Origin of the sequence: Bradyrhizobium manausense (assembly GCF_018131105.1) — a bacterium.
GTDB lineage: Bacteria > Pseudomonadota > Alphaproteobacteria > Rhizobiales > Xanthobacteraceae > Bradyrhizobium > Bradyrhizobium manausense_B.
In genome coordinates this window covers 188,769-211,413 of record NZ_JAFCJI010000001.1, presented here as the reverse complement: position 1 = coordinate 211,413, position 22,645 = coordinate 188,769, and the positions used below count along the sequence as shown (strand labels likewise).

Genomic DNA, 22,645 nt, shown 5'->3' with positions numbered 1-22,645 from the left:
GTGAAGTTGATTATCTTTGACTTCGACGGCACTCTTGTCGACAGCCGGTCGCTGATCCTGGAGAGCCACCGCCTGGTATTTCCCCGGTTTCGACTACCGATTCCCGATCCGGCCGATAGCCTCGCGCTTGTTGGCAAATCGCTCGCGGCAATCCTGGCGCAACTGGTGGGTTCAGCCGCTCCAATAGCGGAAATGGTCAGGGCCTACGATCTGCTGCTTCCGCAACTTCGCGCCGATCCCGCGTTTGCCGAAAGCCCCTTCGCCGGAGTGTCGGAGCTTCTCGGTGAACTGCATTCCCGGCCGGGTCTCGCTCTCGGGATCGCAACCGGACATCGTTCGGACACGATTGGTCCCGCGCTGGACGCGCTATGTTGGACACATTACTTTTCGACGATTCAAGCCGCCGATACTGCCCCTTCGAAGCCACATCCCGCCATGCTGCATCAAGCACTTCAAGCGACCGGCGTGCAGGCAGAGGACGCAATTTTCGTCGGTGATACCAGCTTCGACATGATAATGGCCCGTGCCGCCGGCGTCCGTTCGATTGGTGTTGGCTGGGGGTATCATCAAGTCGAGCAATTGAGGGCGACAGGCGCGAGCTGCATCGTAGAGAGCATTTCCGAGCTTAGAGTGCGCATACAAGACACACTCGATGCCATTCCCGGCATCGATCGGTAAGCTTAGCGTCGGTATGGTTCCCTGTGGAAGTGCTTACTTCAGGGTCAAAAGCTGACGGTCCGCGTGCCGCGCTGGAACTCGGCTATGGGTGCGATACCGTTGGAAAAGTGCCGACGCTCTGTCCATCCCAGGCGTCGATCACGCCACAAAGATCAGGGTTCTGCTGCAGCAATGTCTCCATGATGGCACGCGCCGTGCCTCGATAAAAAAGGGCCTCAACACGGCCGTGGGGCTTGCCGGCCTGCCTGGGAAGTTGACATCCCACACCCCGCGCCAGACGGCTCCGACATGGCTCGTGCAACGCGGCGTGCCACTCTGGGAGGCGGCAGTGTTCCTGGGGTATGTCCCCGAGGTCCTGCACAACACCTACGGCCATCACCACCCCGATTTTCTCCGGGGGCCGCCACAGCCATCGGCCGAAAGCGCCGATATGTTTCGGTGGTTGAAACGATGGTTGACTCGGGAAAGACCAGCGATCAGAAGGAAAAACCTAATGAAATCTGGTCGGAGTGGCAGGATTCGAACCTGCGACCCCTGCGTCCCGAACGCAGTGCTCTACCGGGCTGAGCCACACTCCGACAAGAGGCCGGCTTATAGCGTCGGGTTTGGCGCACTGCAAGCGGCCGAGATGAGGAATTTTGTCCCTGTGAAAACGGGTCTTGAAACGTCGATTTTACCGGCAGGCCGAGCCGCCGCCGAGGCCGCCGCCCGGACTTTGGCAGCCGGTGGCCTGGTCGCGTTTCCGACCGAGACGGTCTACGGGCTCGGGGCGGATGCCGCCAATGCCACAGCGGTCGCCCACATCTACAACGCCAAGGGCCGGCCGGCCTTCAATCCGCTGATCGCGCATGTTCCCGACCTCGCCGCCGCACGGCGGATCGGGCGGTTCGATGCGCGCGCCCTGAAGCTCGCCGAAGCGTTCTGGCCCGGGCCGCTGACGCTGGTGGTGCCGAAAGCGGACGATTGCCCGGTGGCGGATCTCGCCACGGCCGGCCTCGACACCGTCGCGATCCGCATTCCTGCCCACCCCGTCGCGGAGGCGATTTTGCGCGCCTTTGGCGGGGCTGTGGTGGCGCCATCCGCAAACCTCTCCGGCCATGTCTCGCCGACGCGGGCCGCTCATGTCGAGAGCGATCTTGCCGGGCGGATCGATCTGATCGTTGACGGCGGGCCTGTTACGGTCGGCGTCGAATCGACCATCGTCGGCTGTTTCGAGGCGCCGATGCTGCTTCGGCCGGGCGGCCTTTCGCGCGAACGGATCGAAACGGTGCTGGGCACGCCCTTGGCGCGGCCGCCCGTTGAGGCCGAGAGCGACGACAGCCAGCCGCTGGCGCCGGGCATGATGGCCTCGCATTACGCGCCACGCGCGCCCGTGCGGCTGCACGCGCGGGACGTTGCGCCCGGCGAAGCGCTGCTGGCGTTCGGCCCCGATCGCCTGCCCGGCCAGGACGCCGGCGCCGTCATGAATTTGTCGCCCGCGGCTGATCTCGATGAAGCTGCCGCCAATCTGTTCGGCTATCTTCGCAGCCTCGATGCGAAAGCACCGAAGGCGATCGCCGTGATGACGATCCCCGAAGAAGGCTTGGGCGAAGCGATCAATGACCGGCTGCGCCGGGCCGCGGTTGCACGATAGCGCATGATCCGGAAAAGTGTGCGGCGGTTTTCCGATAAGATCACGCGCAAGACATAAGAGCGAAGTAGAGACGAGATAATGAACATCAATCAATCCGCCGTCCCGCCGCTTGCGCCCGAACTGATCGACCAGTTCCGCAAGATCGTCGGCAACAAGCAGGCGATCACCGATGCGGCCGACATCGAGGCTTACGTCACCGAGGAGCGCAATCTGTTCCACGGCCGCTCGCCGCTGGTGCTGCGCCCGGGCTCGACGGCGGAAGTCTCCGCGATCTGCAAGCTCGCCTCCGAGCACAAAATCGCGCTGGTGCCGCAGGGCGGCAACACCGGGCTCGTCGGCGGGCAGACGCCGCACAATGGCGAAGTCGTGGTGTCGCTGCGACGCCTGGACAAGATCCGCGAGATCGACACCGCCTCCAACACCATGACGGTCGAGGCCGGCGTGGTGCTGCAGATCGCGCAGCAGAAGGCTTCCGACGCCGACCGGCTGTTTCCGCTGTCGTTAGGTGCGGAAGGCAGCTGCACCATCGGCGGCAATCTCTCGACCAATGCCGGCGGCACAGGGGCGCTCGCCTATGGCGTCGCGCGCGAGATGGCGCTGGGGCTCGAGGTCGTGCTCGCCGACGGGCGCGTACTCAACGTGCTGTCGAAGCTGAAGAAGGACAATACCGGCTACAATCTGCACAATCTCTTCATCGGCGCCGAAGGCACGCTCGGCATCATCACCGCGGCGACGCTCAAACTGTTTCCGAAGCCGCGGGCGATCGAGACCGCCTATGTCGGGCTGAAGTCGCCGGCCGCGGCGCTCAAGCTGCTGACGATCGCGCAGGGCGAAGCCGCGAATGCGCTGACGAGCTTCGAGCTGCTCTCGGAAATGGCGGTGGACTTCTCGGTCCGCCATGGGATCGATGTGCGGGATCCGCTTGCCGAGAAGCATCCCTGGTACGTGCTGATGGAATTGTCATCCCCCGGCGACGATGCCCGTACGCCACTGGAGACGATCCTTGGCCGCGCCATGGAAGAGGAGATCGTCGACGACGCCGTGATCGCGGCCAACCTCACCCAGCGCAACAATTTCTGGAAGCTGCGCGAAGAAATGTCTGCGGCGCAGAAGCCCGAGGGCGGTTCGATCAAGCACGACATCTCCGTGCCGATCGCCGCCGTGCCAGAATTCATCGAGGAGGCCAATGCCGCCGTGGTGAAGCTGATCCCCGGCGCGCGGCCGGTGCCGTTCGGCCATCTCGGCGACGGCAATCTGCATTACAATGTCAGCCAGCCCATCGGCGCCGACACCGCGGATTATCTGGCGCGCTGGCACGAGATGAACGCCGTCGTGTTCGAGATCGTGCTGCGCATGGGCGGTTCGATCTCGGCCGAGCACGGCATCGGTGTGCTCAAGCGCGACGAGCTGCCGGATGTGAAAGACAAGACCGCGATCGAGCTGATGCGCGCCATCAAGGCGATGCTCGATCCCCACGGCATCATGAATCCGGGGAAGGTGCTGTGAGCGCTGTTGCGATTGACGCGATTGGAGATGCCGATGTCGAGCCGGTGGTGGCGTTGTGGCAGCGCTGCGGCCTGACACGGCCCTGGAACGATCCGCATGCCGACATCGCGCTGGCGCGGCGGCGGGATAATTCCACCGTGCTGATCGGCCGCGACGGCGGCTCGATCGTCGCCACCGTCATGGTCGGCCATGACGGCCATCGCGGCTGGGTCTATTACGTCGCGGTCGATCCCGATGGCCGCAAGCGCGGCTACGGCCGGGCCGTCATGGCGGCGGCCGAAGACTGGCTGCGCGCGGCCGGTATCGCAAAACTTCAACTGCTGGTCCGCCGCGAAAATGCGCAGGCCAATGCGTTCTACCAGTCGCTCGGCTTCGAGGAATCGACCTCGGTGATGTTCCAGAAGTGGCTGGACGGCCGCGAGCAGGCATCTTAATTTTTGAGGATGATCTTTTCGGAAAACCGCTTCACACTTTTCCGGATCATGCTCCAGCTCTCACCCGGAAGACAGCAATGACCATCTCCGATCGCGTCCGCATCAAGGACGTCCGCGTGCTCTCGAACGGCTGGACCACGCTGAAGAGCACCACGTTCGAGTACCGGCGCGGCAATGGCGAGTGGCAGACGCAGACGCGCGAGACCTACGAGCGCGACAACGCCGCCGCCGTGCTGCCGTACAATCGCGCGGGGCGCAGCGTGATCCTGGTGCGCCAGTTCCGCCTGCCGGCCTTCATCCGCGGCTATGACGACCTGCTGATCGAAGCGGCCGCCGGGGTGCTGGACGACGCCGAACCCGAGGCGCGCATCCGCGCCGAGGCCGAGGAAGAGACCGGCTATCGCCTGCACCACGTGGAAAAGGTGTTCGAGGCCTTCATGAGCCCCGGCGCCATCACCGAGAAGCTGCATTTCTTCGTCGCCGAGTACGAGCCTTCGATGCGCGTCAGCGCCGGCGGCGGCCTTGAACATGAGGGCGAGGACATCGAGGTGCTGGAGCTCGGTATCGACGAGGCGCTGGCGATGATCGCCGACGGCCGCATCATCGACGCCAAGGCGATCATGCTGCTGCAATATGCGGCGCTGCATATTTTCAGGTAGCCCCGCCGGGGCGGCAATTCTGACCTGCGCAGCCGTGGCGCCTGTTGAGCAAACGTCCGACTATCTCTAGTCTGGCCTCAACAAGAACCAGGAGACGCGCCCATGTCCGCCCCGCGCGACGACGAATTCGGCTTTGCGCCCGACTATGATTCCCCCATCCCCTACATGCAGCGCACGCGGGATTATTACGCCGCGATCGGCTACACCACGGCGTATCGCTGGGCCCATTACACCGAGGCACCGTTCCAGCCGCTGAAGAAGCCGCTTTCGCAGTCGCGCGTCACGATCATCACCACGGCCGCGCCATATGATCCCGACAAGGGCGACCAGGGGCCGGGCGCGGTGTATAATGGCAGCGCAAAATTCTATCAGGTCTACGACGGCGACACATCGCAGCAGCATGATCTGCGCATCTCCCACATCGGCTACGACCGCAAGCACACGACGGCGACCGACAACGGGACCTGGTTTCCGCTGCCGCAGCTCTTGAAGGCGCGCGCTTCGGGGCGCATCGGCGAGGTCGCGCCGCGCTTCTTCGGCGCGCCGACCAACCGCAGCCATCGCGTCACGCTCGACACCGATGCGCCGGAGATTCTGGCACGCTGCCTTGCCGACAAGGTCGACGTCGCCGTGCTGGTGCCGAATTGTCCGGTCTGCCACCAGACCACCGCGCTGGTGGCGCGGCATCTCGAGGCCAACGGCATTCCGACCGTGGTGATGGGCTGCGCCAAGGACATCATAGAGCACGCCGCCGTGCCTCGGTTCTTGTTCTCGGATTTCCCGCTCGGCAATTCTGCCGGCAAGCCGCATGACGTCGCGTCGCAGGCCCAGACGCTGGAGCTGGCGCTCGAGTTGCTTGAGAGCGCAAGCGGGCCGCAGACGACCATGCAGTCGCCGCTGCGCTGGAGCGAGGATGCGTCCTGGAAGCTTGACTACAACAATGTCGCGCAGCTCTCGCCGGAAGAGCTCGCCCGTCGCCGCGCCGAATTCGACAAGCAGAAGGAGATCGCGCGCGGTAATCGCGCCGCCTGACGTCCTCCGACAAACGAAGCAAATGGGGAGAGCGACGTGACGCGACCGTTCGAGGGCGTGAAGATCCTGGACTTCACGCAAGTGCTGGCCGGACCCTATGCGAGCTACCAGCTCGCGCTGCTGGGCGCCGACGTCATCAAGGTCGAGCGGCGCGAGGGCGAGGACATGCGCCGTACGCCGCTCAGCCGCGAATGGGCTGAGCGTGGGCTTGCGCCCGCGTTTCAGGCCATCAACGGCAACAAGCGCAGCCTGACGCTCGATCTGCAGAAACCTGACGCGATCGAGATCGTGAAGAAGCTCGCGAGCCAAGTCGATATCGTGATGGAAAACTTCCGCCCCGGCGTGATGGACAAGCTTGGCATCGGCTATGAGGCGCTGTCGGCGATCAACCCAAAGCTGATCTATTGCGCGGTGTCGGGCTTCGGCCAGACCGGGCCTGATCGTTTGCGGCCCGGCTATGACGGCAAGATGCAGGCGCTGTCCGGCATCATGGCGATCACCGGACATCCCGAGACGGGGCCGACACGCGCGGGCTTTGCGGTGTGCGACGTGCTCTCGGGTGCGACGGCCGCGTTCGGCGTGTCGAGCGCGCTCTACCAGCGCGACCGCACCGGCAAGGGGCAGCTCGTCGACGTCTCCATGCTGGAGGCGACGATGGCGTTTCTCTCCGGGCAAATCGCGGACTGGTCCGTCGCCGGCCATCGGCAGCAACTCTCGGGCAATCAGGCCGTGAGCCGCAGGACCACCGCGAATTTGTTCAGATGCGGCGACGGCCACATCCTGCTCGCCGTCAACAATGAGAAGCAATATCGCGCGCTGATGACTGCGCTCGGCCGCGAGGACACGCTCGCCGATCCGCGCTTCGCCGACTGGTTTTGCCGCAACGAGAACGAACCCGCCCTGCGCGCCATTATCGAGGAAGCGCTTGCGGCAAGGCCGGCGCGCGAGTGGGAGAAAATCCTCGAGGACGCCGGCGCGCCCTGCGCCAGCATCTGGAAGGTCGAGGAGGTCATCGACCATCCGCAGATCAAGGCGCGCGGCGCGATCCAGGAGCTCGACACGCCCTATGGCCGCCTGCGCTTCGCCGGCAGCGGCTTCAGGCTTGCACATGGCGGTGGCCGGCTTGACCGGATGGCTCCGGAGCTTGGTGCCGATACGGATGCGGTGTTGGGCGAGCTCGGGTTCGACACGGCCGAGATTGCGGCACTAAGGGCAAGGCAGATTGTTTGAATCACCACTGCCGTAGGGTGGGCAAGGCGAAGCGTTCCGACCATCGCGCATCGTTTCACCTATGCCGGGCATGGCGCGCTGCGCCTTCCTCCCTACGGCGCCTGGGCTAGAACAACGATCCCTGCCCGTCATCTGATGACGCAGCGGCAACTTTCCTCACCGCCTTCCGAGGCTTCGTAGCCTCGACCTCCGCTTCCATCTCTTCCGCGCTGATCGGCAACAGCAATTGCTCGTCGTCATTGGTGACACGGTTGACGCGGGTCGACACCGGATGCCACGCGAATTCGCCGACGCGCGGCGCCGTCATCAGCGGCAGGATCGCATCGATCCCGTCACCGCGGCAATCGAGCCAGCGCTCGAAATCGCGCGGGCTGATGGTGACGGGCACGCGATCATGCAGCGTGGCGAGATCCTCGCCCGCAGCCGCAGTGACGATTGCGACCGTATCGACCTCCTCGCCATTCGGTCCAATCCAGGTTTCGAACACTGCGGCGAAGCCGAGCGGCGCACCATCGGCGTGATGGATGAAGAATGGCTGCTTGCGGCCGTCGATGGACTTCCATTCATAATAGCCATCGGTCGGAATCAACCCACGCCGCCGGCGAATCGCCTTTTTAAACGCGGGTTTCTCCAGCACGGTCTCGGAGCGAGCGTTGATCAGCAGCGTAAAGCCCTTGGGGTCCTTGACCCAGCTCGGCAACAAGCCCCAGCGCATCAGACGAAAATGGCGCGCGCCATTCTCGACCAGCACGACCGGAATCGGTTGTGTCGGGGCGACATTGTACCGGGGCGGGAAATTCGGCTGCTCGATATAGCCGAACAGTTGCCGCAAAGCCGCGGGGGCAGAAGTTATGACGAAGCGTCCACACATCTTAAGGCGTCTCTATAGGGTCCGTTCAGGTCCTTTTAACCCCGAACGTTAACACTGCGGCGGATGAGCTCAATGGCCTCGCAATCCGCGCGGACGCATGCACAGACGGCCTCCGAGGCGCAAGCCTGGGCCGAACGACTGCGCGTGGCCAACATCAACCCGCGGACCGGCCTTGCCACTGACTATCTCAACCATTTCAATGAAGCCGTGATGCTCCTTGAGATGGTCCCGGACATGCCGGAATGCGCCGAGGATTTTCTGACCTGGTCGCCGCTGTCCTATGCCGAGCATTTTACGGCCTCGAACTTCAAGGCGCGGGATCTGGCCATCGAAGCCTACGAGAAGGCCGAGCCCAAAGTGCGAACCCAGTTCGACCACATCACCGACACCATGACCTCGATCCTGACCGCCGTCGGTTCGGCCATGCGGGAGGTCGAGAAGGACACGACCCGCGTCAGGCTGGCAGAGCAGGCCACCCTCTGGGTCAAGCCGCTGATCGCGGCCTGCGGTGGCATCATCAATGGCGGCGCGGAAGCCGACGTCGACACCATTATGGCGAACTGAGCCGTGGCGTCCGTCGTCCAGCCCACCCATCCCCAGATCGCGGTCAGTGCCGCGATTTTCCGCGATGGCAAGGTGCTGCTGACCCGCCGTGCCCGCTCGCCCGCCAAGGGCTTCTACTCGCTGCCGGGCGGCCGGGTCGAATTCGGCGAATCGCTGCATCAGGCACTCAAGCGCGAGGTCGACGAGGAGACCGGGCTCGAGATCGAAATCGCCAGCCTTGCCGGCTGGCGTGAAGTGCTGCCCGCCGCGCCCGGCGCCGGCCATTACCTGATCATGTCCTTTGCCGCCCGCTGGATGGCCCGGGAACCGGCCCTGAACGACGAACTCGACGATTACCGCTGGATCGCGCCGGACGCCCTGGGCAGCCTCGGCGACCTCAAAATGACCGGGGGGCTGGAGGAGATCATCCAGTCGGCCCACCGGCTGATCGGCCCCTGACCGCCCGCCTTGCGTCATCAGCCCTGAGGGGGCATACAGCCCGCCGATGTCGACGCGATTTCTGGCCATTTTTGCCCTGATCGTTGCCTGCGCTTCTGCGCCCGCCCGGGCCCAGGACGTCGCGGCGCCGTTCGACGCCGATTTGCAGCGACTGGCCGAGATCCTCGGCGGCCTGCACTATCTGCGCGGCATCTGCGGTGCCAACGAGGGCAATAAATGGCGCACCGAGATGCAGGCGCTGATCGATGCCGAGACGCCCTCCGGCGAGCGCCGCACCCGCATGATCGCGGGCTTCAACCGCGGCTATAACGGCTTCCAGCAGACCTACCGGAGCTGCACGCCGGCCGCGACGGTGGCGATCCGCCGCTACATCGAGGAAGGCTCGAAGATTTCGCGGGATCTGACGGCGCGTTACGCAAACTGAACTTGCTCCGTCATTCCGGGCTCGCGACTTCGTCGCGCTCCGGAATGACGAGCAGCGGAACTCTGTCATCGACTTTGTTCACAGCCGTTAACCGTTCTTAAAGATGTGGCCTAGCGGTCGTTAATGCGCGTGCTACACCTCTTGCACAGCGCATCGCCGTGGATCGCGCCCCAGCCCTGATTGAGTTTCATGAGCCAGCCGATTTCCTACGCCCCCGCCCGCGCGCCACTGCCCGATCACGAGCAGAAACAGGCCGCCTTGAGCTATCTGAACGAGGCTTGGGCCGAAGCGCGCCATGATGGCGTCGACGGTGACTGCCTGGCGCAGGCGAGCCTGTTTGCGGCACTCGCCGAGCTCGTCGGCACTTATGGCGAGGACGCGGTGGCGAAATTCGTCGAGGGTTTTCCCGCCCGCATCCGCAACGGCGAATTCTCAGTCATGCTCGCAAGGCAGTAAGCCTTTCGAAAAGGCCCCCGCCACATGGGGGCCATCAAGGCTCGATCTTGAGCGTCGCTTTCATGTTGGGATGATAGCGGCAGTAATAGTCGACCGTTCCCGCCTTCTTCAGAACTGATGTCGCCGATTTCTTCGGCGGCAGCGTCACGTCGAAATCGCCATTCTTCGCGGTGGCCGTGTGGGCGAGGACGTCCTTGTTGACCCACGTAATGGTGTCGCCGACCTTCGCCGACACCTCAGCCGGCGAGATCACGAGGTTCTCCATCGTGATCTCAATGGTCGCGGCGTGCGCCGGGACGGCTATCGTTGCGAAGACAAGGGCGATCGAAGACAGCCGTCCCAACCTCATCACACGCTCCTTACTTCAGCTCGGCCGCGACGTGTTCGGCGTGTTGCTGATGTCCCTGAAAGATTTTCAGCCCGGTCTGCAACAGGCTCTTCAGCTCCGCATTGCTGGCGGACGGGATGAGCTGGGTCTCCAGCGCGCCGTTGACCGTCTTGTGATAGGCGACCTCGTTGGCGACATAGGCCTTGTCGAACGCCGCGCCGTTGAGCTTGTCGAGCTCGGCCAGCTTGTCGCTCGCCTGCTTCGACAGCGCCTTGCTCGTGTCGTTGTCTTCAGGCGTGACGTTGAGCTTCTTGACCAGCGCGAGAGCCTGCTTGTTGACCGCCTCGTGGTCGCGCAGCATGTCATCGGCGAACGCCTTGACGTCCTTGTTCTTGGCCTTCTTCTGTGCCTGCTTGGCCGCGTTGATGTCGATCACGCCGGCGGTGTAGGCGATGTGGGCGATCTGCGGATCGGTAAGCTTGTCGGCAGCGCGCGCGCCTTGCAGCAGCACGGGGCTGGACAACAGAATGGCAGCGGCGATCGCCGCGCTCCAACGAACGAACATGGTTTGACACTCCTGTGCTGCCGGATGTTTTGCCGGCGTTGCTTCACAGGAATTGGATGGGCGTTTCGCGCAAACGTTCCCGAATAATTTATCTTTCGATTCCGAGGCGCTTCAGCACCGCCTCCGTCAGTCGCTCGCAGCGCCAGCCGGCGAACGGAAACGCATCCATCATCACCGGACCGATCTCCTTCTCCACATTTTCGCGCAGCATGTTACGCGCGCGGTGCAGCCGCGTCTTCACTGTCTCCGGCTTCACGCCGAGGAGATCAGCGGTCTCCTCGATGTTCATGCCCTCCATGACGCGTGCGACGAAGACCATGCGAAACACATCCGGCAACTCGTCGATGGCGCGTTCGACGACGCGCTGGATTTCACGTTGGGCCATGGTCCTTTCCGGATCGCCTGCGGGAGAAACGGGAAACTTGATGATCTGCGCCTCGAGCGCCTCTTCCGGAACCGCGCCGAGCTCGACATGCGGCCTGGCACTTCGCGCCCGGCCGAGCGCCTCGTTGATGGCAATCCGCGACAGCCAGGTCGACAGACCGGACTCGCCGCGAAAGCCGTCGAGATGAGTAAAGGCGCGGACGTAGGTTTCCTGCACTACGTCCTCGGCTTCACTGTCGCTGCGCAAAATGCCGCGCGCGAGGCGGTAGAGCCGGCGGTTGTTGGCCTGCATGATCTCGCGAAGCGCGGCTTCGTCCCGGCTCCGCGCACGGTCGATCAACTCGGCTTCCGATGCCCGGATTTCCGGGGTCTTTGCGCCGGCGGACAGGCCGGCTGCGGTCCGTTGCATGGCGGTCACCTGTCTCCGTTGGTTCCAGACATTGGATGCAGGCCGGCAGAAAAGGTTCCCAACTTTTCTTATGTCCTCTGAAAGGCAGGATTCTCCGCCTCATCCGTCTCGATCGGCAGCGCCGGGTCCCTCGCCCACTCGCCCATGGAGGCATCATACAGCGTCAGCTTGTCATAGCCGAGTTGCGCCAGCATCAGCAGGTCGATCGTCGCCGAGATACCGCCGCCGCAATAGAGGATCACGTTCTTGTCGCGTGTCACCCCTGCCGCGGCGAATTTCGCTTCGGCGTCCGCAAGCGTGGTCAGCGTCTTGTCGGGGTTGGTAAGGGTTGCAGCCGATACGTTGACGCTGCCGGGCACGCGGCCCGGCCGGCCGTAACGGCTGGGCTCGAGCCCTCTATGAAATTGAGGCCCGAGCGCGTTGACGGTGACGGTCGAGGGATCGCCGATGCGCGCCTTCACAAAGGTCTTGTCGACGAAGAAGCCCGCGCGCGGCGCGGCCCTGAAGGTCGTCGCCGGATAGCCCTTCGGCGCGCCGGTCTCGACCGGCCGCCCCTCGCCCTTCCATTTGTCGAAGCCGCCGTCGAGCACCCGCGCGTCGACGCCGAGCGAGCGCAGCATCCACCAGAACCGCGTCGACCACATTATGGTGCCGATGCTGTAGAGCACGATGGTCTTGGTTGCGTCGAGACCGTGGCGGCCGAAGGCGACCTCGAGTTGTGCGACGCCTGGCATCATGAAAAATTGTTGTGCGGAAGTGTCCGAGAATTCGCCTTGCAGGTCGAGGAAATCGGCACCCGGGATGTGGCCGGCCGCAAAGGTCTTGTCGCCGGGCACGGCGCGATAGGGTACGTCGCTGCCGGGTGGCACCGGCTCGTTGTAGGTCGTGCAGTCGTAGAGGCGGAGATTGGGATCGCCGAGGATGGCGGCGAGCTGTTCGGTGGTGATGAGGGGTTGGGCCATTGAGTGCACTCCCATCCCTCCCCGATGTCGTCCCGGCGAAAGCCGGGACCCATAACCACAGGGAGACGTTTGGCGAAGATTAGCAGTTAAACGATTTGCCGGTACTGCGACCGTCGATCACGGAAAGATCACGCGGTATGGGTCCCGGCCTTCGCCGGGACGACACAGTGTGTGGCACGTTCGTGCCGTCTAACTGCGAAGCGCGCCCTACTGCCTCAGCGTCTCCAGAAACCGCACCGGCTCGCCCTGCGACGGTGTTACCAGTTCGCCCTGCCACATCACGCGGCGGCCGCGGACGAAGGTGCCGACGGGCCAGCCCGTGACACGAAGGCCGTCATACGGCGTCCAGCCGGCCTTGGACGCCACCCATTTGTTGGTGATGGTTTCGCTGCGCTTCAAGTCGACCACCGTGAAGTCGGCATCGTAGCCGGCTGCGATGCGGCCCTTGCAGGACATGTTGTAGAGGCGTGCCGGGCCGGCGCTGGTGAGATCAACGAACCTTGCCAGCGACAACCTGCCGGCATTGACGTGATCGAGCATCAGCGGCACCAGCGTCTGCACGCCGGTCATGCCGGAGGGAGAGGCAGGATAGGTCTTCTGCTTTTCTTCCAGCGTGTGCGGCGCATGGTCCGAGCCGAGCACGTCGATGATGCCCTGCTCGATGCCGCGCCAGATTCCTGCGCGATGATCGGCGCCGCGCACCGGCGGGTTCATCTGCGCCAGCGTGCCGAGCCGCTCGTAGCATTCGGGCGCAACCAGCGTGAGATGATGCGGGGTCGCCTCGCAGGAGGCGACGTCCTTGTGGTCGCGCAAATATTCGATTTCTTCCTTGGTCGAGATGTGCAGCACGTGGATGCGCTTGCCGGTCTCGTGCGCGAGCTTGACCAGGCGCTGCGTCGCCATCAGCGCCGCGGTCTCGTCGCGCCAGACCGGATGCGAGCGCGCATCGCCCTCGATGCGCAGCGACTTGCGGTCGTTGAGACGATACTCGTCTTCGGCATGGAACGCGGCGCGGCGCTGGATGACCTGAAAAATGCGACGCAGGCTCTCGTCGTCCTCCACCAGCAACGCGCCGGTCGAGGAGCCGATGAACACCTTCACACCGGCGCAGCCCGGTGCGCGCTCCAGCACCGGAAGGTCCTGCACGTTCTCGCGGGTGCCGCCGATGAAGAAGGCGAAATCGCAATGCATGCGGTGATGGGCGCGCTTCACCTTGTCGGTGAAGGTGGCTTCGGTCACCGTGAGCGGCGATGTGTTCGGCATCTCGAACACGGCAGTGACGCCGCCCATCACGGCGCTGCGCGAGCCGGTCTCGAGATCTTCCTTGTGCTCCAGCCCGGGCTCGCGGAAATGCACCTGCGTGTCCATCACGCCGGGCAGGATGTGGAGACCCTTGCAGTCGATCACCTCGGCGGCGGAGCCTTGCGACAGCGGCCCCAGTTCGGTGATGCGGCCGTTGGCGATGCCGATGTCGCGAACGACCTCGCCATCCTGGTTGACGACGGTGCCGCCCTTGAGGATCACATCGAAACGCTGGGTCATGGCTGGAGGCCTCTCTCATCCCCAAGCGCAGGGCTCGAGGTCTTGTCGTTTATGCCTTGCGGGCTTACGTTCCGGAGCACCATGTCGCAAGAGATTTTCGCATGAAATCAGCGTTTCTTCCTGACCGGGGCGTGATCAAAGTCGCGGGCGAGGATGCGCGCAACTTCCTCAACGGCCTCATCACCACCGATGTCGACAGGCTCAAGCCGGGCCTGGGGCGATTCGGTGCGCTGCTGACGCCGCAGGGCAAGATCATCGTGGATTTCCTGATCACGGAAGCGCCCGCCGGCCATGGCGGCGGGTTCCTGATCGACTGCCCGAAAGCGCTGGCCGATGGGCTTGCCACCAAGTTGAAATTCTACAAGCTGCGTGCCAAGGTGACGGTGGACAACCTCTCCGACGATCTCGGCGTGCTCGCGGCGTGGGACGGCCAGCCTGCGGCGCAGCCCGACCTCGCCTTTGTCGATCCGCGCAATGACGAGCTCGGCACGCGCATCCTGATCCCCGAAGATCTCAAGCAAAAACTGTCCGACCTGATCGGCGCCAAGTTGGTGGATGCCGCCGACTACGAGGCGCACCGCATCGCGCTCGGCGTGCCGCGCGGCGGGCTTGATTTCATGTACAGCGATGCGTTTCCGCACGAGACCAATATGGACCGCCTCGCCGGCGTCGATTTCGACAAGGGCTGCTATGTCGGCCAGGAGGTCGTCTCGCGCATGCAGCATCGCGGCACCGCGCGCACCCGCAGTGTGAAGGTGCTGCTCGAGGACTCCTCGCCCGAGGCCGGCGTCAGCGTCATGGCCGGCGACAAGTCCGTCGGCACCATGGGCTCATCGGCGAAAGGCAGGGGCATCGCGCTGGTGCGTATCGACCGCGTTGCCGACGCGCTCGATGCCGGCCAGCAGCTCACCGCTGGCGGACTCGCGTTAAAGCTGGCAGAACCCGAAATTGTCCGCATTCCCGCAAAGCAGCCCATCGCATGAGCCGTGCTCCCCGCCTGCATCCCGACGGAAAAACCCGTTGCCCCTGGCCGGGCGAAGATTCGCTCTATGTCACCTATCACGACACCGAATGGGGCGTGCCTGAATACGACGACCGCGCGCTCTACGAAAAGCTGATCCTCGACGGCTTTCAGGCCGGCCTGTCCTGGATCACGATTTTGCGCAAGCGCGACAATTTCCGCAAAGCGTTCGACGATTTCCGGCCGGAGAAGATCGCGCGCTACACGGACAAGAAGGTGCACGCGCTGATGAACGATGTCGGCATCGTGCGCAACCGCGCCAAGATCGACGGCGCGATCCTCAGCGCAAAGTCCTACCTCGATATCATGGAGAAGGGGCCGGGCTTCTCGAAGCTGCTGTGGGACTTCATGGACGGCCGGCCCAAGGTCAACAATTTCAAGACCACGGCGAGCGTGCCGGCTTCGACGCCGCTGTCGACGCAAATTTCCAAGGAGCTGTCTTCGCGCGGCTTCAAATTCGTCGGTCCGACCATCGTCTACGCTTTCATGGAAGCGACCGGCATGGTCAACGATCATCTCGTCGACTGCCACTGCCACGCAACCTGCGGCAAGGCGCAGCGCAAGCCGCGTCTCAAGGCCAAATGACGGCCAAGAAGACCGCGCGTACAACGGAATCCCGCGCCTGGCAGCGCATGCTGTCGGGCCGGCGGCTCGATCTGCTCGATCCCTCGCCGCTCGACGTCGAGATCGCCGACATCGCACATGGGCTGGCGCGCGTCGCGCGCTGGAACGGGCAGACCGTTGGCGCACACATTTTCTCGGTCGCACAGCATACGTTGCTGGTGGAGACCGTGCTGCGGCACGAGATGCCGCGCTCCGACGACCGCATGCGGCTTGCCGCGCTGCTGCACGATGCGCCTGAATATGTGATCGGCGACATGATCTCGCCGTTCAAGGCGGTGCTCGCCGGAAATTACAAGGCCGTGGAGAAGCGCCTGCTCGGCGCCATCCACATCCGCTTCGGCCTGCCGCCGGTGCTGCCGGAGGAAATCACACTGGCGATCAAGGCCGCCGATCGCGGCGCGGCCTATCTGGAGGCGACCGAGCTCGCAGGTTTCAGCGAGAGCGAGGCGAAGCGGCTGTTCGGCAAGGACCCGGGCCTCTCCGACAGTGTCCGCCGCGACTATTTGACGCCCTGGACGGCGGCACGGGCCGAGAAGCAGTTCCTGGAGCGGTTCGGCGCCGTGTTTGCGTAGGAGCAGGCAAAGGCGCACTGCGCCGGGCCCACCGTCCCTTCGCGCTTGCGACAAAAGTGGTGGGACGCTTCGCTTTGCCCACCCTACGGCCGCGGTTATAATTGCCGGCAAAAAGGTCCGCCATGATTCACGTCTGTTCACTCGCCGCCCTCCCCGAAACCGTCCGCCGCACCAAGGCCAGCCATGTGCTGACCGTGATGGCCAATGTCGAGCAGGTGGCGCGACCGGTCTCGGTGCTGCCGGCCAATCATCTCAAGGTGTCGATGGACGACATCACCGAGGAGATGGACGGTTTTGTCGCGCCCTCCCAAGCCCATATCGACCGGGTGCTGAATTTCGTCCGCGGCTGGGATCGCAGCGCGCCGCTGGTGGTGCATTGCTATGCCGGCATCAGCCGCTCCACGGCGAGCGCATTCGCCGCCGTCTGCGCGCTCAATCCTGATCGCGACGAGGTCGAGATCGCGAAGAAGATCCGTGCGGCCTCTCCGATCGCCTCGCCGAACCGGCGCATTGTCGACCTTGCCGACCGCGCGCTGGCGCGCAACGGCCGCATGCTGCGTGCGCTCGACGAGATGGGCCCCGGCGAAATGCTGGTCGAGGGCCGCCCCTTCGTGATCGAGCTCGAATGACATCAGCGATCGTGGGATGAGCGACAAGCTGCTGACGCCGATCGAGATCGGCCTGACTGCTGCGATCGTCGCGATCGAGGATCACGAGCCGCTGGTGCTCACCGCGCGCGGCGCCGACGCCCTGGCTGGCCTGCCGTTCGGCCCGTTCGATGCGCCGAGCCATCGCACCTTCGAGATTGGCCTGCGCGCCTGGGTCGAGGAACAGGCTGGGCTGCGGCTCGGCTATGTCGAGCAGCTCTACACGTTCGGCGATCGCGGGCGTCATGCGGAGGCCGCCGACACCGGCGCGCATATGGTGTCGATCGGTTATCTCGCGCTGACGCGCGCCGCCGAGGGTGCGGCAAATGCGGCGAGCTTCGAGCCCTGGTATCGTTTCTTTCCCTGGGAAGACCGGCGCGAGGCGCCGCCCGCGATCATCGCGCGCGACATCATCCCGGCACTGACCGCATGGGCCGAGCAGGAGCCGCCGGAGACGACACGCGCATTGCCGCGAAAAGACCGCGTCCGGTTCTATTTCGGCCTCGACGGCGCGGCCTGGGACGAGGAACGCGTGCTCGACCGCTACGAGCTGCTGTACGAGGCCGGCCTCGTCGAGGAGGCCCGGCGCGACGGCCGGCCTGCGGCACTGGCGCGCAAGGCGCTGCCCGCGCTCGGCACCTCCATGCGGTTCGATCATCGCCGGATCCTGGCCACCGCGATCGCCCGGCTGCGCGCGAAACTGAAGTATCGTCCTGTGGTGTTTGAACTTTTGCCCCCCGAGTTCACACTCACTGAGTTGCAGTACACGGTGGAGGCGATCTCCGGCCGTCATCTGCACAAGCAGAATTTCCGCCGCCTGGTCGAAACCGAAGCCTTGGTCGAACCGACCGGCGTGATGTCGACACAGACGGGCGGGAGACCGGCGGCGCTCTATCGCTTCCGCCGCGACGTGCTCCAGGAGCGGCCCGCCCCGGGCTTGCGCGTTCGCTCCCGGCGCTAGATCAAGGGACTTGCGTGATCGGCCCCCGCGCGCCGGTTGCCTGGAGGCTTCATGTTCGACGACTGGTTCAACGACCTTGCGGTGATCCTTGCGATCGTCGCCTTCCTGATCGCGATCAAGGCCTCCAACCAGGCGACCGAGCTGCGCCGACGACTGAGCTCGCTCGAAGCGATGCTGAACGCGCAACGGCAGGTGCAAGCGCCGCCACCGCTGCCTGTGCAGGAGCCGGCAAGCACGCCCGCGACCAGTGCAGCAGAGCCGCCCCCGCTCGCGCCGGAAGTCGAGGCCGCACCGCCTCCGCTCGTCACCGAAGAGGCTTCGCCGCCCCCGCTCGAAGCAACCGCTTCAGTCGATGCGCCGCCGTCGCTGCCGGCGCCTGCTCCCGGTTTCGAGGAACGGCTCGGCACCCGCTGGGTGGTGTGGATCGGTGGGCTGGCGCTCGCGCTCGGCGGCTTCTTCATGGTTCGCTATTCGATCGAGGCCGGTCTTGTCGGCCCCGGCGTGCGCGTGTTCCTCGGCGGCCTGTTTGCAGCCGCGCTGCTGGGCGCCGGCGAATGGTCGCGGCGCAGGGAGAGCATCTCCACGATCCAGGCCTTGCCGATCGCCAACATCCCCGCGATCCTCACCGCTGCCGGTACGGCCGTCGCGTTCGCGACGGTGTACGCGGCCTACGCGCTCTATGACTTCCTGGTACCTGCCACGGCCTTTGTGCTGCTCGGCATCGTCGCAATGGGGACACTCGCGGCAGCGCTGCTGCATGGGCCGGCGCTTGCGGGCCTCGGCGTGGTCGGCGCCTTCGCGACGCCGGTGCTCGTCTCCAGCGGCAAGCCGGACTATTGGGCGCTGTACGTCTATCTTGCGATCGTCACGGCGGCGAGCTTTGGCCTCGCGCGGATCCGGCTGTGGCGCTGGCTGGCCGTGACGACGATCTTCTTCGCCGTGCTCTGGATCTTTCCGGGTCTCGACACCGGCGAATTGCAGGTCGCGCCGCACGCCTTCCATGCGATCGCAGGCTTTGTGCTCGCCGCGCTGCTCGTGGTCTGCGGCTTCATGTTCGGCCCTGATATCGAGGACGGGCAGATCGAGCCGGTCTCGTCGAGTTCGCTCGGCGCTTATCTGTTCGGTGCGATGCTGATCGTGCTGTCGAGCGCGCATGCCGATCTCTCGCTGATCGCCTTCACCGTGCTCGTTGCGGCGACGCTGTTCGTCGCCTGGCGCGCGGAGGCTGCCGTCGGCGCGCTGGGTGCGGCTGCCGCAACCGTGTTCATCGTGTTCGCCGAATGGGCCGTGCGCGCCAATCCCGATATGCTGGTGCTGCCCGGTGGCCCGATGCCCGGCATCACGCCGACCGCCATCGACAGCGCGGTGACGCTGCATCTGCTGATGGCGGCGATCTTCGCTGCCGGCTTCGGTCTCGCCGGCTTCTTCGCGCAAGGGCGCTCGAATTCGGCGATTATTCCCGTGGTGTGGTCGGCGGCGGGTGTCATCACGCCGATCGCTATCCTGGTCGCGCTCTACGCGCGCATCGCCCATCTCGATCGCTCGATCCCGTTTGCTATCCTCGCGGTGCTGCTGGCCACCGCCTTTGGTGCCGCGACCGAAACTCTGACCCGCCGCGAAAGCCGGCCGGGCCTTGCGATCTCGACGGCCCTGTTTGCAACCGGCACGCTCGGCGCGCTGGCGCTGGCGCTGACATTTGCGCTGGAAAAGGGTTGGCTCACCATTGCGCTGGCGCTGATGTCGCTTGGCACCGCCTGGATTGCGATGCAGCGGCCGATCCCATTCCTGCGCTGGCTCGCCGCGATCTTCGCCGGCATCGTCACCGCGCGCGTGGGCTATGACCCGCGCATCGTCGGCGATGCGGTCGGCACCACGCCGATCTTCAATTGGCTGTTGTGGGGTTATGGTCTGCCGGCCGTCTCCTTCTGGGCAGCGACCCTGTTCCTTCGTCGCAGGGGCGACGACCCGCCGCTGCGCATGGTGGAGGCGGCCGCGATCCTGTTTACTGCGCTGCTCGCCTTCATGGAGGTCCGCCACCTCGCAACCGGTGGCGACATGATTTCCCCGCCGTCACTGCTCGAGGCCGCCTTGCAGGTCTGCGTGTCATTGGCGATGACGATCGGGCTGGAGCGGTTGCGGCTGCGCAGCCACTCCATCGTGCACAATGTCGGTGCAATCGTGCTGACCGCAATCGCCGGCTGCATCAGCGTGTTCGGCCTGCTGTTCCTGGAGAACCCGCTGATCTGGCGTATCGATGTCGGCGGCGCGTTCTTCAACCTGCTGCTGCTCGGCTACGCGCTGCCGGCCGTGCTGATGCTGCTGCTCGCCTATGCCGTCGTCGGTGCGCGCGGCAAGGTCTATGCGAATACGATTGCGGGCGCCGCGCTGGTGTTTGCGCTGTCGTATCTGACGCTGGAGATCCGCCGCTTCTACCACGGCCCGTTCCTCACCAGCGGCGAGACCACGGGCGCCGAGCAATACACCTATTCGATCGGCTGGCTTGCCTTCGGCGTCGTCCTGCTCGGCATCGGTATAGCCGTCAACTCCGAACGGGCGCGGCTGGCGTCTGCCGCCGTCATCGCGCTGACGATCCTGAAGGCCTTCGTGATCGACATGTCGACGCTGACAGGCGTCTACCGCGCACTGTCGTTCATGTGCCTCGGCATCGTGCTGGTCGCGATCGGCTGGCTCTACCAGCGTATCCTGTTCCGGCGGCAGATCGCGCCGCCGCCGGCTCCGCAGACGAGCGGTTGAGAATCAGGCCGCGCGGACCGATTCAAGGAACTGCGCAACCTCGACCTTGAGGCGGGTGCTGTCGGTCGCCAGCGACTTCGCCGCCGACAGCACCTCGGTCGAGGCCTCGCCGGTCTCGACCGCACCGCGCTGCACGTCGGTGATGTTGGACGAGACTTCCTGCGTACCGATCGACGCCTGCTGTACGTTGCGCGAGATTTCCTGCGTCGCTGCGCCCTGCTCCTCGACGGCGGCCGCAATCGCTGCGGACACCTCCGACAGCCGCTCGATGGTGCCGCCGATCTCCTGGATGGCGCTGACGGATTCCTGTGTCGCGGCCTGGATGCCCGAGACCTGCGCCCCGATCTCGCCAGTCGCCTTCGCGGTCTGCTCGGCCAGCGCCTTGACCTCGGATGCGACGACCGCGAAGCCGCGGCCGGCCTCGCCCGCGCGCGCAGCCTCGATGGTCGCGTTCAGCGCGAGCAGATTGGTCTGGCCGGCAATGGTGTTGATCAGCTCGACGACATCGCCGATGCGCGAGGCCGCCTGCGACAGCGCGTTGACGCGCTCATTGGTGCGCGTGGCCTGCTCGACGGCTTCCGCCGCCATCCGCGCCGAATCCTGCACGCGGCGGCTGATCTCGGTGATCGAGGACGACAACTCTTCCGAGGCGGAGGCCACCGCCTGCACGTTGGTCGAGGCTTCTTCGGAGGCCGCAGCAACGACAGTGGCCAGCTCCTGTCCGCGCTGCGCGGTGCTGGTCAGCGTCGACGCGGACGCCTCGAGCTCGGTCGAGGCCGACGAGACGGTGCCGACGACTTCGCCGATCATGGCTTCGAACTTGCTGGTGATGGCATCGACGCGACGACCGCGTTCGATCTTGGCTTCGGCGTCGCGTGCAGCCGCTTCATCAGCCGCCCTCTTCGCGATCAGCGCCTCCTTGAAGATCTGGAGCGCATCCGCCATCGAGCCGATCTCGGTCCGCTCGCCACGATGGGGCACCTCGGCCGAGAGATCGCCTTCGCCGAGCGATTGCATCGGCTTGATGATCGAGGCAATACCACGCGACACGTCGCGCACGAGATAGTAGGCCGCACCGATCGCGATCACGACCGAGAGCACGATGATGCCGACCAGCACACGGAAGATCATGGCGTAGCTGTCGGCAGCCTGTTTCGTCTCCAGCTCCGCGCCCCGATTGTTCATCTCGATGCCCTTCAGGAGCAGGGGATCTGCCGCCTGAGCCATCTTCGCGACCTTGGTCTGCAACAGTTCGTTGGCGTCGGCCGGGAACTTGCCGGGACTCTTGCGCGACAGCGCCATCACGTCCTGCACGCCGTTCAGATATTCGGCCCAAGCCTTGGCCCATTGTTCATGGAGCGCACGCTCCTCCGCCGAGGTGATCAACGGCTCGTAGACCTTGCGGGTCTGTTCGATGCGGGCCTGCAGCGAGGCGAGGCGCTTCTCGGCGGCCTGCTTGCCCTCGGGCGTCTCCTGCATCAGGTGCAGGCGCAGCGCGACGCGAAGTTCATTGATGTCGGCCCGAAGCGAGCCCAGCGCACGCACACTCGGCAGCCAGCTCTCTGCTATCTCGACCGTGTGGGAGTTGATGCTTTGCATGGTGCCGATCGCCACCACGCCAACACCGGCGAGCGAGAGCACAAGGACCGACAACACGGTCAGAAGCTTGAAGACGATCGACAATTTCGACATTACGACAAATCCCGATGATACCTAAACGCACAAAATCATCCGCGCCGCGACCGTCACAATCGACGATGGGGCGGAAATCATTCCAACGATGCTGGCTGGTTCTTATCCCGTAAGATTGCGCCCATAGTTGCAAACAGGCGTTAACAGGAACCTACGTGGAACTACTGAATTCGCTGTCGCCGGTGTTGTCGGTTCCGCAACCATCTATTGCAGCGCGACTGATATCGCGCGGCGCCGCACCAGGGCACCGCCGCATTTG

24 protein-coding genes and 1 tRNA gene are annotated in these 22,645 nt (G+C 64.7%); 17 read left to right on the top strand and 8 right to left on the bottom strand.

Features of this window, described 5'->3' with window-relative positions:
- On the top strand, window positions 1–678 hold the full coding sequence (locus JQ631_RS01015; protein ID WP_212323039.1) for an HAD family hydrolase: 678 nt from the start codon (window positions 1–3) through the stop codon (window positions 676–678).
- Between the two features lie 501 nt (window positions 679–1,179).
- Here JQ631_RS01015 and JQ631_RS01010 read toward each other — a convergent pair.
- Window positions 1,180–1,256: transfer RNA gene (locus JQ631_RS01010), tRNA-Pro, on the bottom strand.
- 68 nt (window positions 1,257–1,324) lie between these two features.
- Here JQ631_RS01010 and JQ631_RS01005 point away from each other — a divergent pair.
- The 6 genes from JQ631_RS01005 (at window position 1,325) to JQ631_RS00980 (ending at window position 7,172) form a co-directional block, all read left to right on the top strand.
- A complete protein-coding gene (locus JQ631_RS01005; protein ID WP_212323036.1) occupies window positions 1,325–2,311 on the top strand; it encodes an L-threonylcarbamoyladenylate synthase in 987 nt (328 codons plus the stop codon).
- A gap of 78 nt (window positions 2,312–2,389) precedes the next feature.
- Window positions 2,390–3,817: an FAD-binding oxidoreductase gene (locus JQ631_RS01000; protein WP_212323030.1), complete on the top strand. Its 1,428-nt coding sequence runs from the start codon at window positions 2,390–2,392 to the stop codon at window positions 3,815–3,817.
- A complete protein-coding gene (locus tag JQ631_RS00995; RefSeq protein WP_212323026.1) occupies window positions 3,814–4,251 on the top strand; it encodes a GNAT family acetyltransferase in 438 nt (145 codons plus the stop codon). Before JQ631_RS01000 ends, JQ631_RS00995 begins: the two co-directional genes overlap by 4 nt.
- Before the next feature lie 77 nt (window positions 4,252–4,328).
- The gene (locus tag JQ631_RS00990) at window positions 4,329–4,910 is read left to right on the top strand and encodes an NUDIX hydrolase (RefSeq protein WP_212323024.1); all 582 of its coding nucleotides are present in this window, start codon (window positions 4,329–4,331) and stop codon (window positions 4,908–4,910) included.
- A 102-nt stretch (window positions 4,911–5,012) separates the two neighbouring features.
- Window positions 5,013–5,942 carry a glycine/sarcosine/betaine reductase selenoprotein B family protein gene (locus JQ631_RS00985; RefSeq protein ID WP_212323021.1) on the top strand — a complete coding sequence of 310 codons (930 nt, stop codon included), beginning with the start codon at window positions 5,013–5,015 and terminating at the stop codon, window positions 5,940–5,942.
- Window positions 5,943–5,978: 36 nt separating this feature from the next.
- Window positions 5,979–7,172, top strand: a complete 1,194-nt coding sequence (locus JQ631_RS00980; protein ID WP_212323019.1) for a CaiB/BaiF CoA transferase family protein — start codon at window positions 5,979–5,981, stop codon at window positions 7,170–7,172.
- Between the two features lie 106 nt (window positions 7,173–7,278).
- Here the strand turns inward: JQ631_RS00980 and JQ631_RS00975 are convergent, their stop codons facing one another.
- Window positions 7,279–8,043, bottom strand: a complete 765-nt coding sequence (locus JQ631_RS00975) for an SOS response-associated peptidase (RefSeq protein WP_212323017.1) — start codon at window positions 8,041–8,043, stop codon at window positions 7,279–7,281.
- A gap of 63 nt (window positions 8,044–8,106) precedes the next feature.
- On the opposite strand from JQ631_RS00975, the gene JQ631_RS00970 reads away from it, so the two are divergent.
- The 4 genes from JQ631_RS00970 to JQ631_RS00955 all read left to right on the top strand — a co-directional run bounded on the left by JQ631_RS00970 (window position 8,107) and on the right by JQ631_RS00955 (window position 9,925).
- Window positions 8,107–8,607 (top strand): hypothetical protein, encoded by a 501-nt coding sequence (locus JQ631_RS00970; protein ID WP_212323015.1) that lies wholly within the window; start codon window positions 8,107–8,109, stop codon window positions 8,605–8,607.
- A 3-nt stretch (window positions 8,608–8,610) separates the two neighbouring features.
- The gene (locus JQ631_RS00965) at window positions 8,611–9,045 is read left to right on the top strand and encodes an NUDIX hydrolase (protein ID WP_212323013.1); all 435 of its coding nucleotides are present in this window, start codon (window positions 8,611–8,613) and stop codon (window positions 9,043–9,045) included.
- Window positions 9,046–9,091: 46 nt separating this feature from the next.
- Window positions 9,092–9,469 (top strand): TIGR02301 family protein, encoded by a 378-nt coding sequence (locus tag JQ631_RS00960; RefSeq protein ID WP_212323010.1) that lies wholly within the window; start codon window positions 9,092–9,094, stop codon window positions 9,467–9,469.
- Between the two features lie 189 nt (window positions 9,470–9,658).
- Window positions 9,659–9,925 (top strand): hypothetical protein, encoded by a 267-nt coding sequence (locus JQ631_RS00955; RefSeq protein ID WP_212323002.1) that lies wholly within the window; start codon window positions 9,659–9,661, stop codon window positions 9,923–9,925.
- 34 nt (window positions 9,926–9,959) lie between these two features.
- Here the strand turns inward: JQ631_RS00955 and JQ631_RS00950 are convergent, their stop codons facing one another.
- The 5 genes from JQ631_RS00950 to JQ631_RS00930 all read right to left on the bottom strand — a co-directional run bounded on the left by JQ631_RS00950 (window position 9,960) and on the right by JQ631_RS00930 (window position 14,115).
- A complete protein-coding gene (locus JQ631_RS00950; RefSeq protein ID WP_212323000.1) occupies window positions 9,960–10,274 on the bottom strand; it encodes a cupredoxin domain-containing protein in 315 nt (104 codons plus the stop codon).
- Between the two features lie 10 nt (window positions 10,275–10,284).
- Window positions 10,285–10,818, bottom strand: a complete 534-nt coding sequence (locus tag JQ631_RS00945) for a DUF4142 domain-containing protein (protein WP_212322997.1) — start codon at window positions 10,816–10,818, stop codon at window positions 10,285–10,287.
- An 88-nt stretch (window positions 10,819–10,906) separates the two neighbouring features.
- Window positions 10,907–11,611, bottom strand: coding sequence for an RNA polymerase sigma factor (locus tag JQ631_RS00940; RefSeq protein ID WP_212322994.1), 705 nt, complete (start codon window positions 11,609–11,611; stop codon window positions 10,907–10,909).
- A 68-nt stretch (window positions 11,612–11,679) separates the two neighbouring features.
- Window positions 11,680–12,573: a sulfurtransferase gene (locus JQ631_RS00935; RefSeq protein WP_212322992.1), complete on the bottom strand. Its 894-nt coding sequence runs from the start codon at window positions 12,571–12,573 to the stop codon at window positions 11,680–11,682.
- A 207-nt stretch (window positions 12,574–12,780) separates the two neighbouring features.
- Window positions 12,781–14,115, bottom strand: a complete 1,335-nt coding sequence (locus JQ631_RS00930) for a dihydroorotase (protein ID WP_212322989.1) — start codon at window positions 14,113–14,115, stop codon at window positions 12,781–12,783.
- Between the two features lie 101 nt (window positions 14,116–14,216).
- Here JQ631_RS00930 and ygfZ point away from each other — a divergent pair, with 101 nt between their 5' ends.
- From ygfZ to JQ631_RS00900, 6 genes are all read left to right on the top strand, one after another.
- Window positions 14,217–15,098 carry a CAF17-like 4Fe-4S cluster assembly/insertion protein YgfZ gene (gene ygfZ, locus JQ631_RS00925; protein WP_212322986.1) on the top strand — a complete coding sequence of 294 codons (882 nt, stop codon included), beginning with the start codon at window positions 14,217–14,219 and terminating at the stop codon, window positions 15,096–15,098.
- Entirely contained in the window at window positions 15,095–15,721 is a 627-nt protein-coding gene (locus JQ631_RS00920; protein ID WP_212322983.1) for a DNA-3-methyladenine glycosylase I, read from the top strand. The genes ygfZ and JQ631_RS00920 overlap by 4 nt, the downstream gene beginning before the upstream one ends.
- On the top strand, window positions 15,718–16,332 hold the full coding sequence (locus JQ631_RS00915; protein WP_212322979.1) for a YfbR-like 5'-deoxynucleotidase: 615 nt from the start codon (window positions 15,718–15,720) through the stop codon (window positions 16,330–16,332). The genes JQ631_RS00920 and JQ631_RS00915 overlap by 4 nt, the downstream gene beginning before the upstream one ends.
- A gap of 122 nt (window positions 16,333–16,454) precedes the next feature.
- Entirely contained in the window at window positions 16,455–16,961 is a 507-nt protein-coding gene (locus JQ631_RS00910; protein ID WP_212322977.1) for a tyrosine phosphatase family protein, read from the top strand.
- Between the two features lie 16 nt (window positions 16,962–16,977).
- Complete coding sequence (locus JQ631_RS00905) at window positions 16,978–17,940, top strand: NUDIX hydrolase (protein ID WP_212322975.1); 963 nt, start codon at window positions 16,978–16,980, stop codon at window positions 17,938–17,940.
- Between the two features lie 51 nt (window positions 17,941–17,991).
- Entirely contained in the window at window positions 17,992–20,694 is a 2,703-nt protein-coding gene (locus tag JQ631_RS00900) for a DUF2339 domain-containing protein (RefSeq protein ID WP_212322973.1), read from the top strand.
- Window positions 20,695–20,697: 3 nt separating this feature from the next.
- Here the strand turns inward: JQ631_RS00900 and JQ631_RS00895 are convergent, their stop codons facing one another.
- Window positions 20,698–22,386 (bottom strand): methyl-accepting chemotaxis protein, encoded by a 1,689-nt coding sequence (locus tag JQ631_RS00895; RefSeq protein ID WP_212322971.1) that lies wholly within the window; start codon window positions 22,384–22,386, stop codon window positions 20,698–20,700.
- Window positions 22,387–22,645 lie beyond the last annotated feature (259 nt).

Bases quoted from the DNA above. Each gene is read 5' to 3' on its own strand.
- JQ631_RS00915 (WP_212322979.1), top strand. From the start codon at position 15,718: ATGACGGCCAAGAAGACCGCGCGTACAACGGAATCCCGCGCCTGGCAG.
- JQ631_RS00970 (WP_212323015.1), top strand. From the start codon at position 8,107: ATGAGCTCAATGGCCTCGCAATCCGCGCGGACGCATGCACAGACGGCC.
- JQ631_RS00920 (WP_212322983.1), top strand. From the start codon at position 15,095: ATGAGCCGTGCTCCCCGCCTGCATCCCGACGGAAAAACCCGTTGCCCC.
- JQ631_RS01000 (WP_212323030.1), top strand. From the start codon at position 2,390: ATGAACATCAATCAATCCGCCGTCCCGCCGCTTGCGCCCGAACTGATC.
- JQ631_RS00935 (WP_212322992.1), bottom strand. From the start codon at position 12,573: ATGGCCCAACCCCTCATCACCACCGAACAGCTCGCCGCCATCCTCGGC.
- JQ631_RS00910 (WP_212322977.1), top strand. From the start codon at position 16,455: ATGATTCACGTCTGTTCACTCGCCGCCCTCCCCGAAACCGTCCGCCGC.
- JQ631_RS00945 (WP_212322997.1), bottom strand. From the start codon at position 10,818: ATGTTCGTTCGTTGGAGCGCGGCGATCGCCGCTGCCATTCTGTTGTCC.
- JQ631_RS00985 (WP_212323021.1), top strand. From the start codon at position 5,013: ATGTCCGCCCCGCGCGACGACGAATTCGGCTTTGCGCCCGACTATGAT.
- ygfZ (WP_212322986.1), top strand. From the start codon at position 14,217: ATGAAATCAGCGTTTCTTCCTGACCGGGGCGTGATCAAAGTCGCGGGC.
- JQ631_RS00900 (WP_212322973.1), top strand. From the start codon at position 17,992: ATGTTCGACGACTGGTTCAACGACCTTGCGGTGATCCTTGCGATCGTC.
- JQ631_RS00895 (WP_212322971.1), bottom strand. From the start codon at position 22,386: ATGTCGAAATTGTCGATCGTCTTCAAGCTTCTGACCGTGTTGTCGGTC.
- JQ631_RS00955 (WP_212323002.1), top strand. From the start codon at position 9,659: ATGAGCCAGCCGATTTCCTACGCCCCCGCCCGCGCGCCACTGCCCGAT.
- JQ631_RS00975 (WP_212323017.1), bottom strand. From the start codon at position 8,043: ATGTGTGGACGCTTCGTCATAACTTCTGCCCCCGCGGCTTTGCGGCAA.
- JQ631_RS00940 (WP_212322994.1), bottom strand. From the start codon at position 11,611: ATGCAACGGACCGCAGCCGGCCTGTCCGCCGGCGCAAAGACCCCGGAA.
- JQ631_RS00950 (WP_212323000.1), bottom strand. From the start codon at position 10,274: ATGAGGTTGGGACGGCTGTCTTCGATCGCCCTTGTCTTCGCAACGATA.
- JQ631_RS00960 (WP_212323010.1), top strand. From the start codon at position 9,092: ATGTCGACGCGATTTCTGGCCATTTTTGCCCTGATCGTTGCCTGCGCT.
- JQ631_RS00930 (WP_212322989.1), bottom strand. From the start codon at position 14,115: ATGACCCAGCGTTTCGATGTGATCCTCAAGGGCGGCACCGTCGTCAAC.
- JQ631_RS00990 (WP_212323024.1), top strand. From the start codon at position 4,329: ATGACCATCTCCGATCGCGTCCGCATCAAGGACGTCCGCGTGCTCTCG.
- JQ631_RS00905 (WP_212322975.1), top strand. From the start codon at position 16,978: ATGAGCGACAAGCTGCTGACGCCGATCGAGATCGGCCTGACTGCTGCG.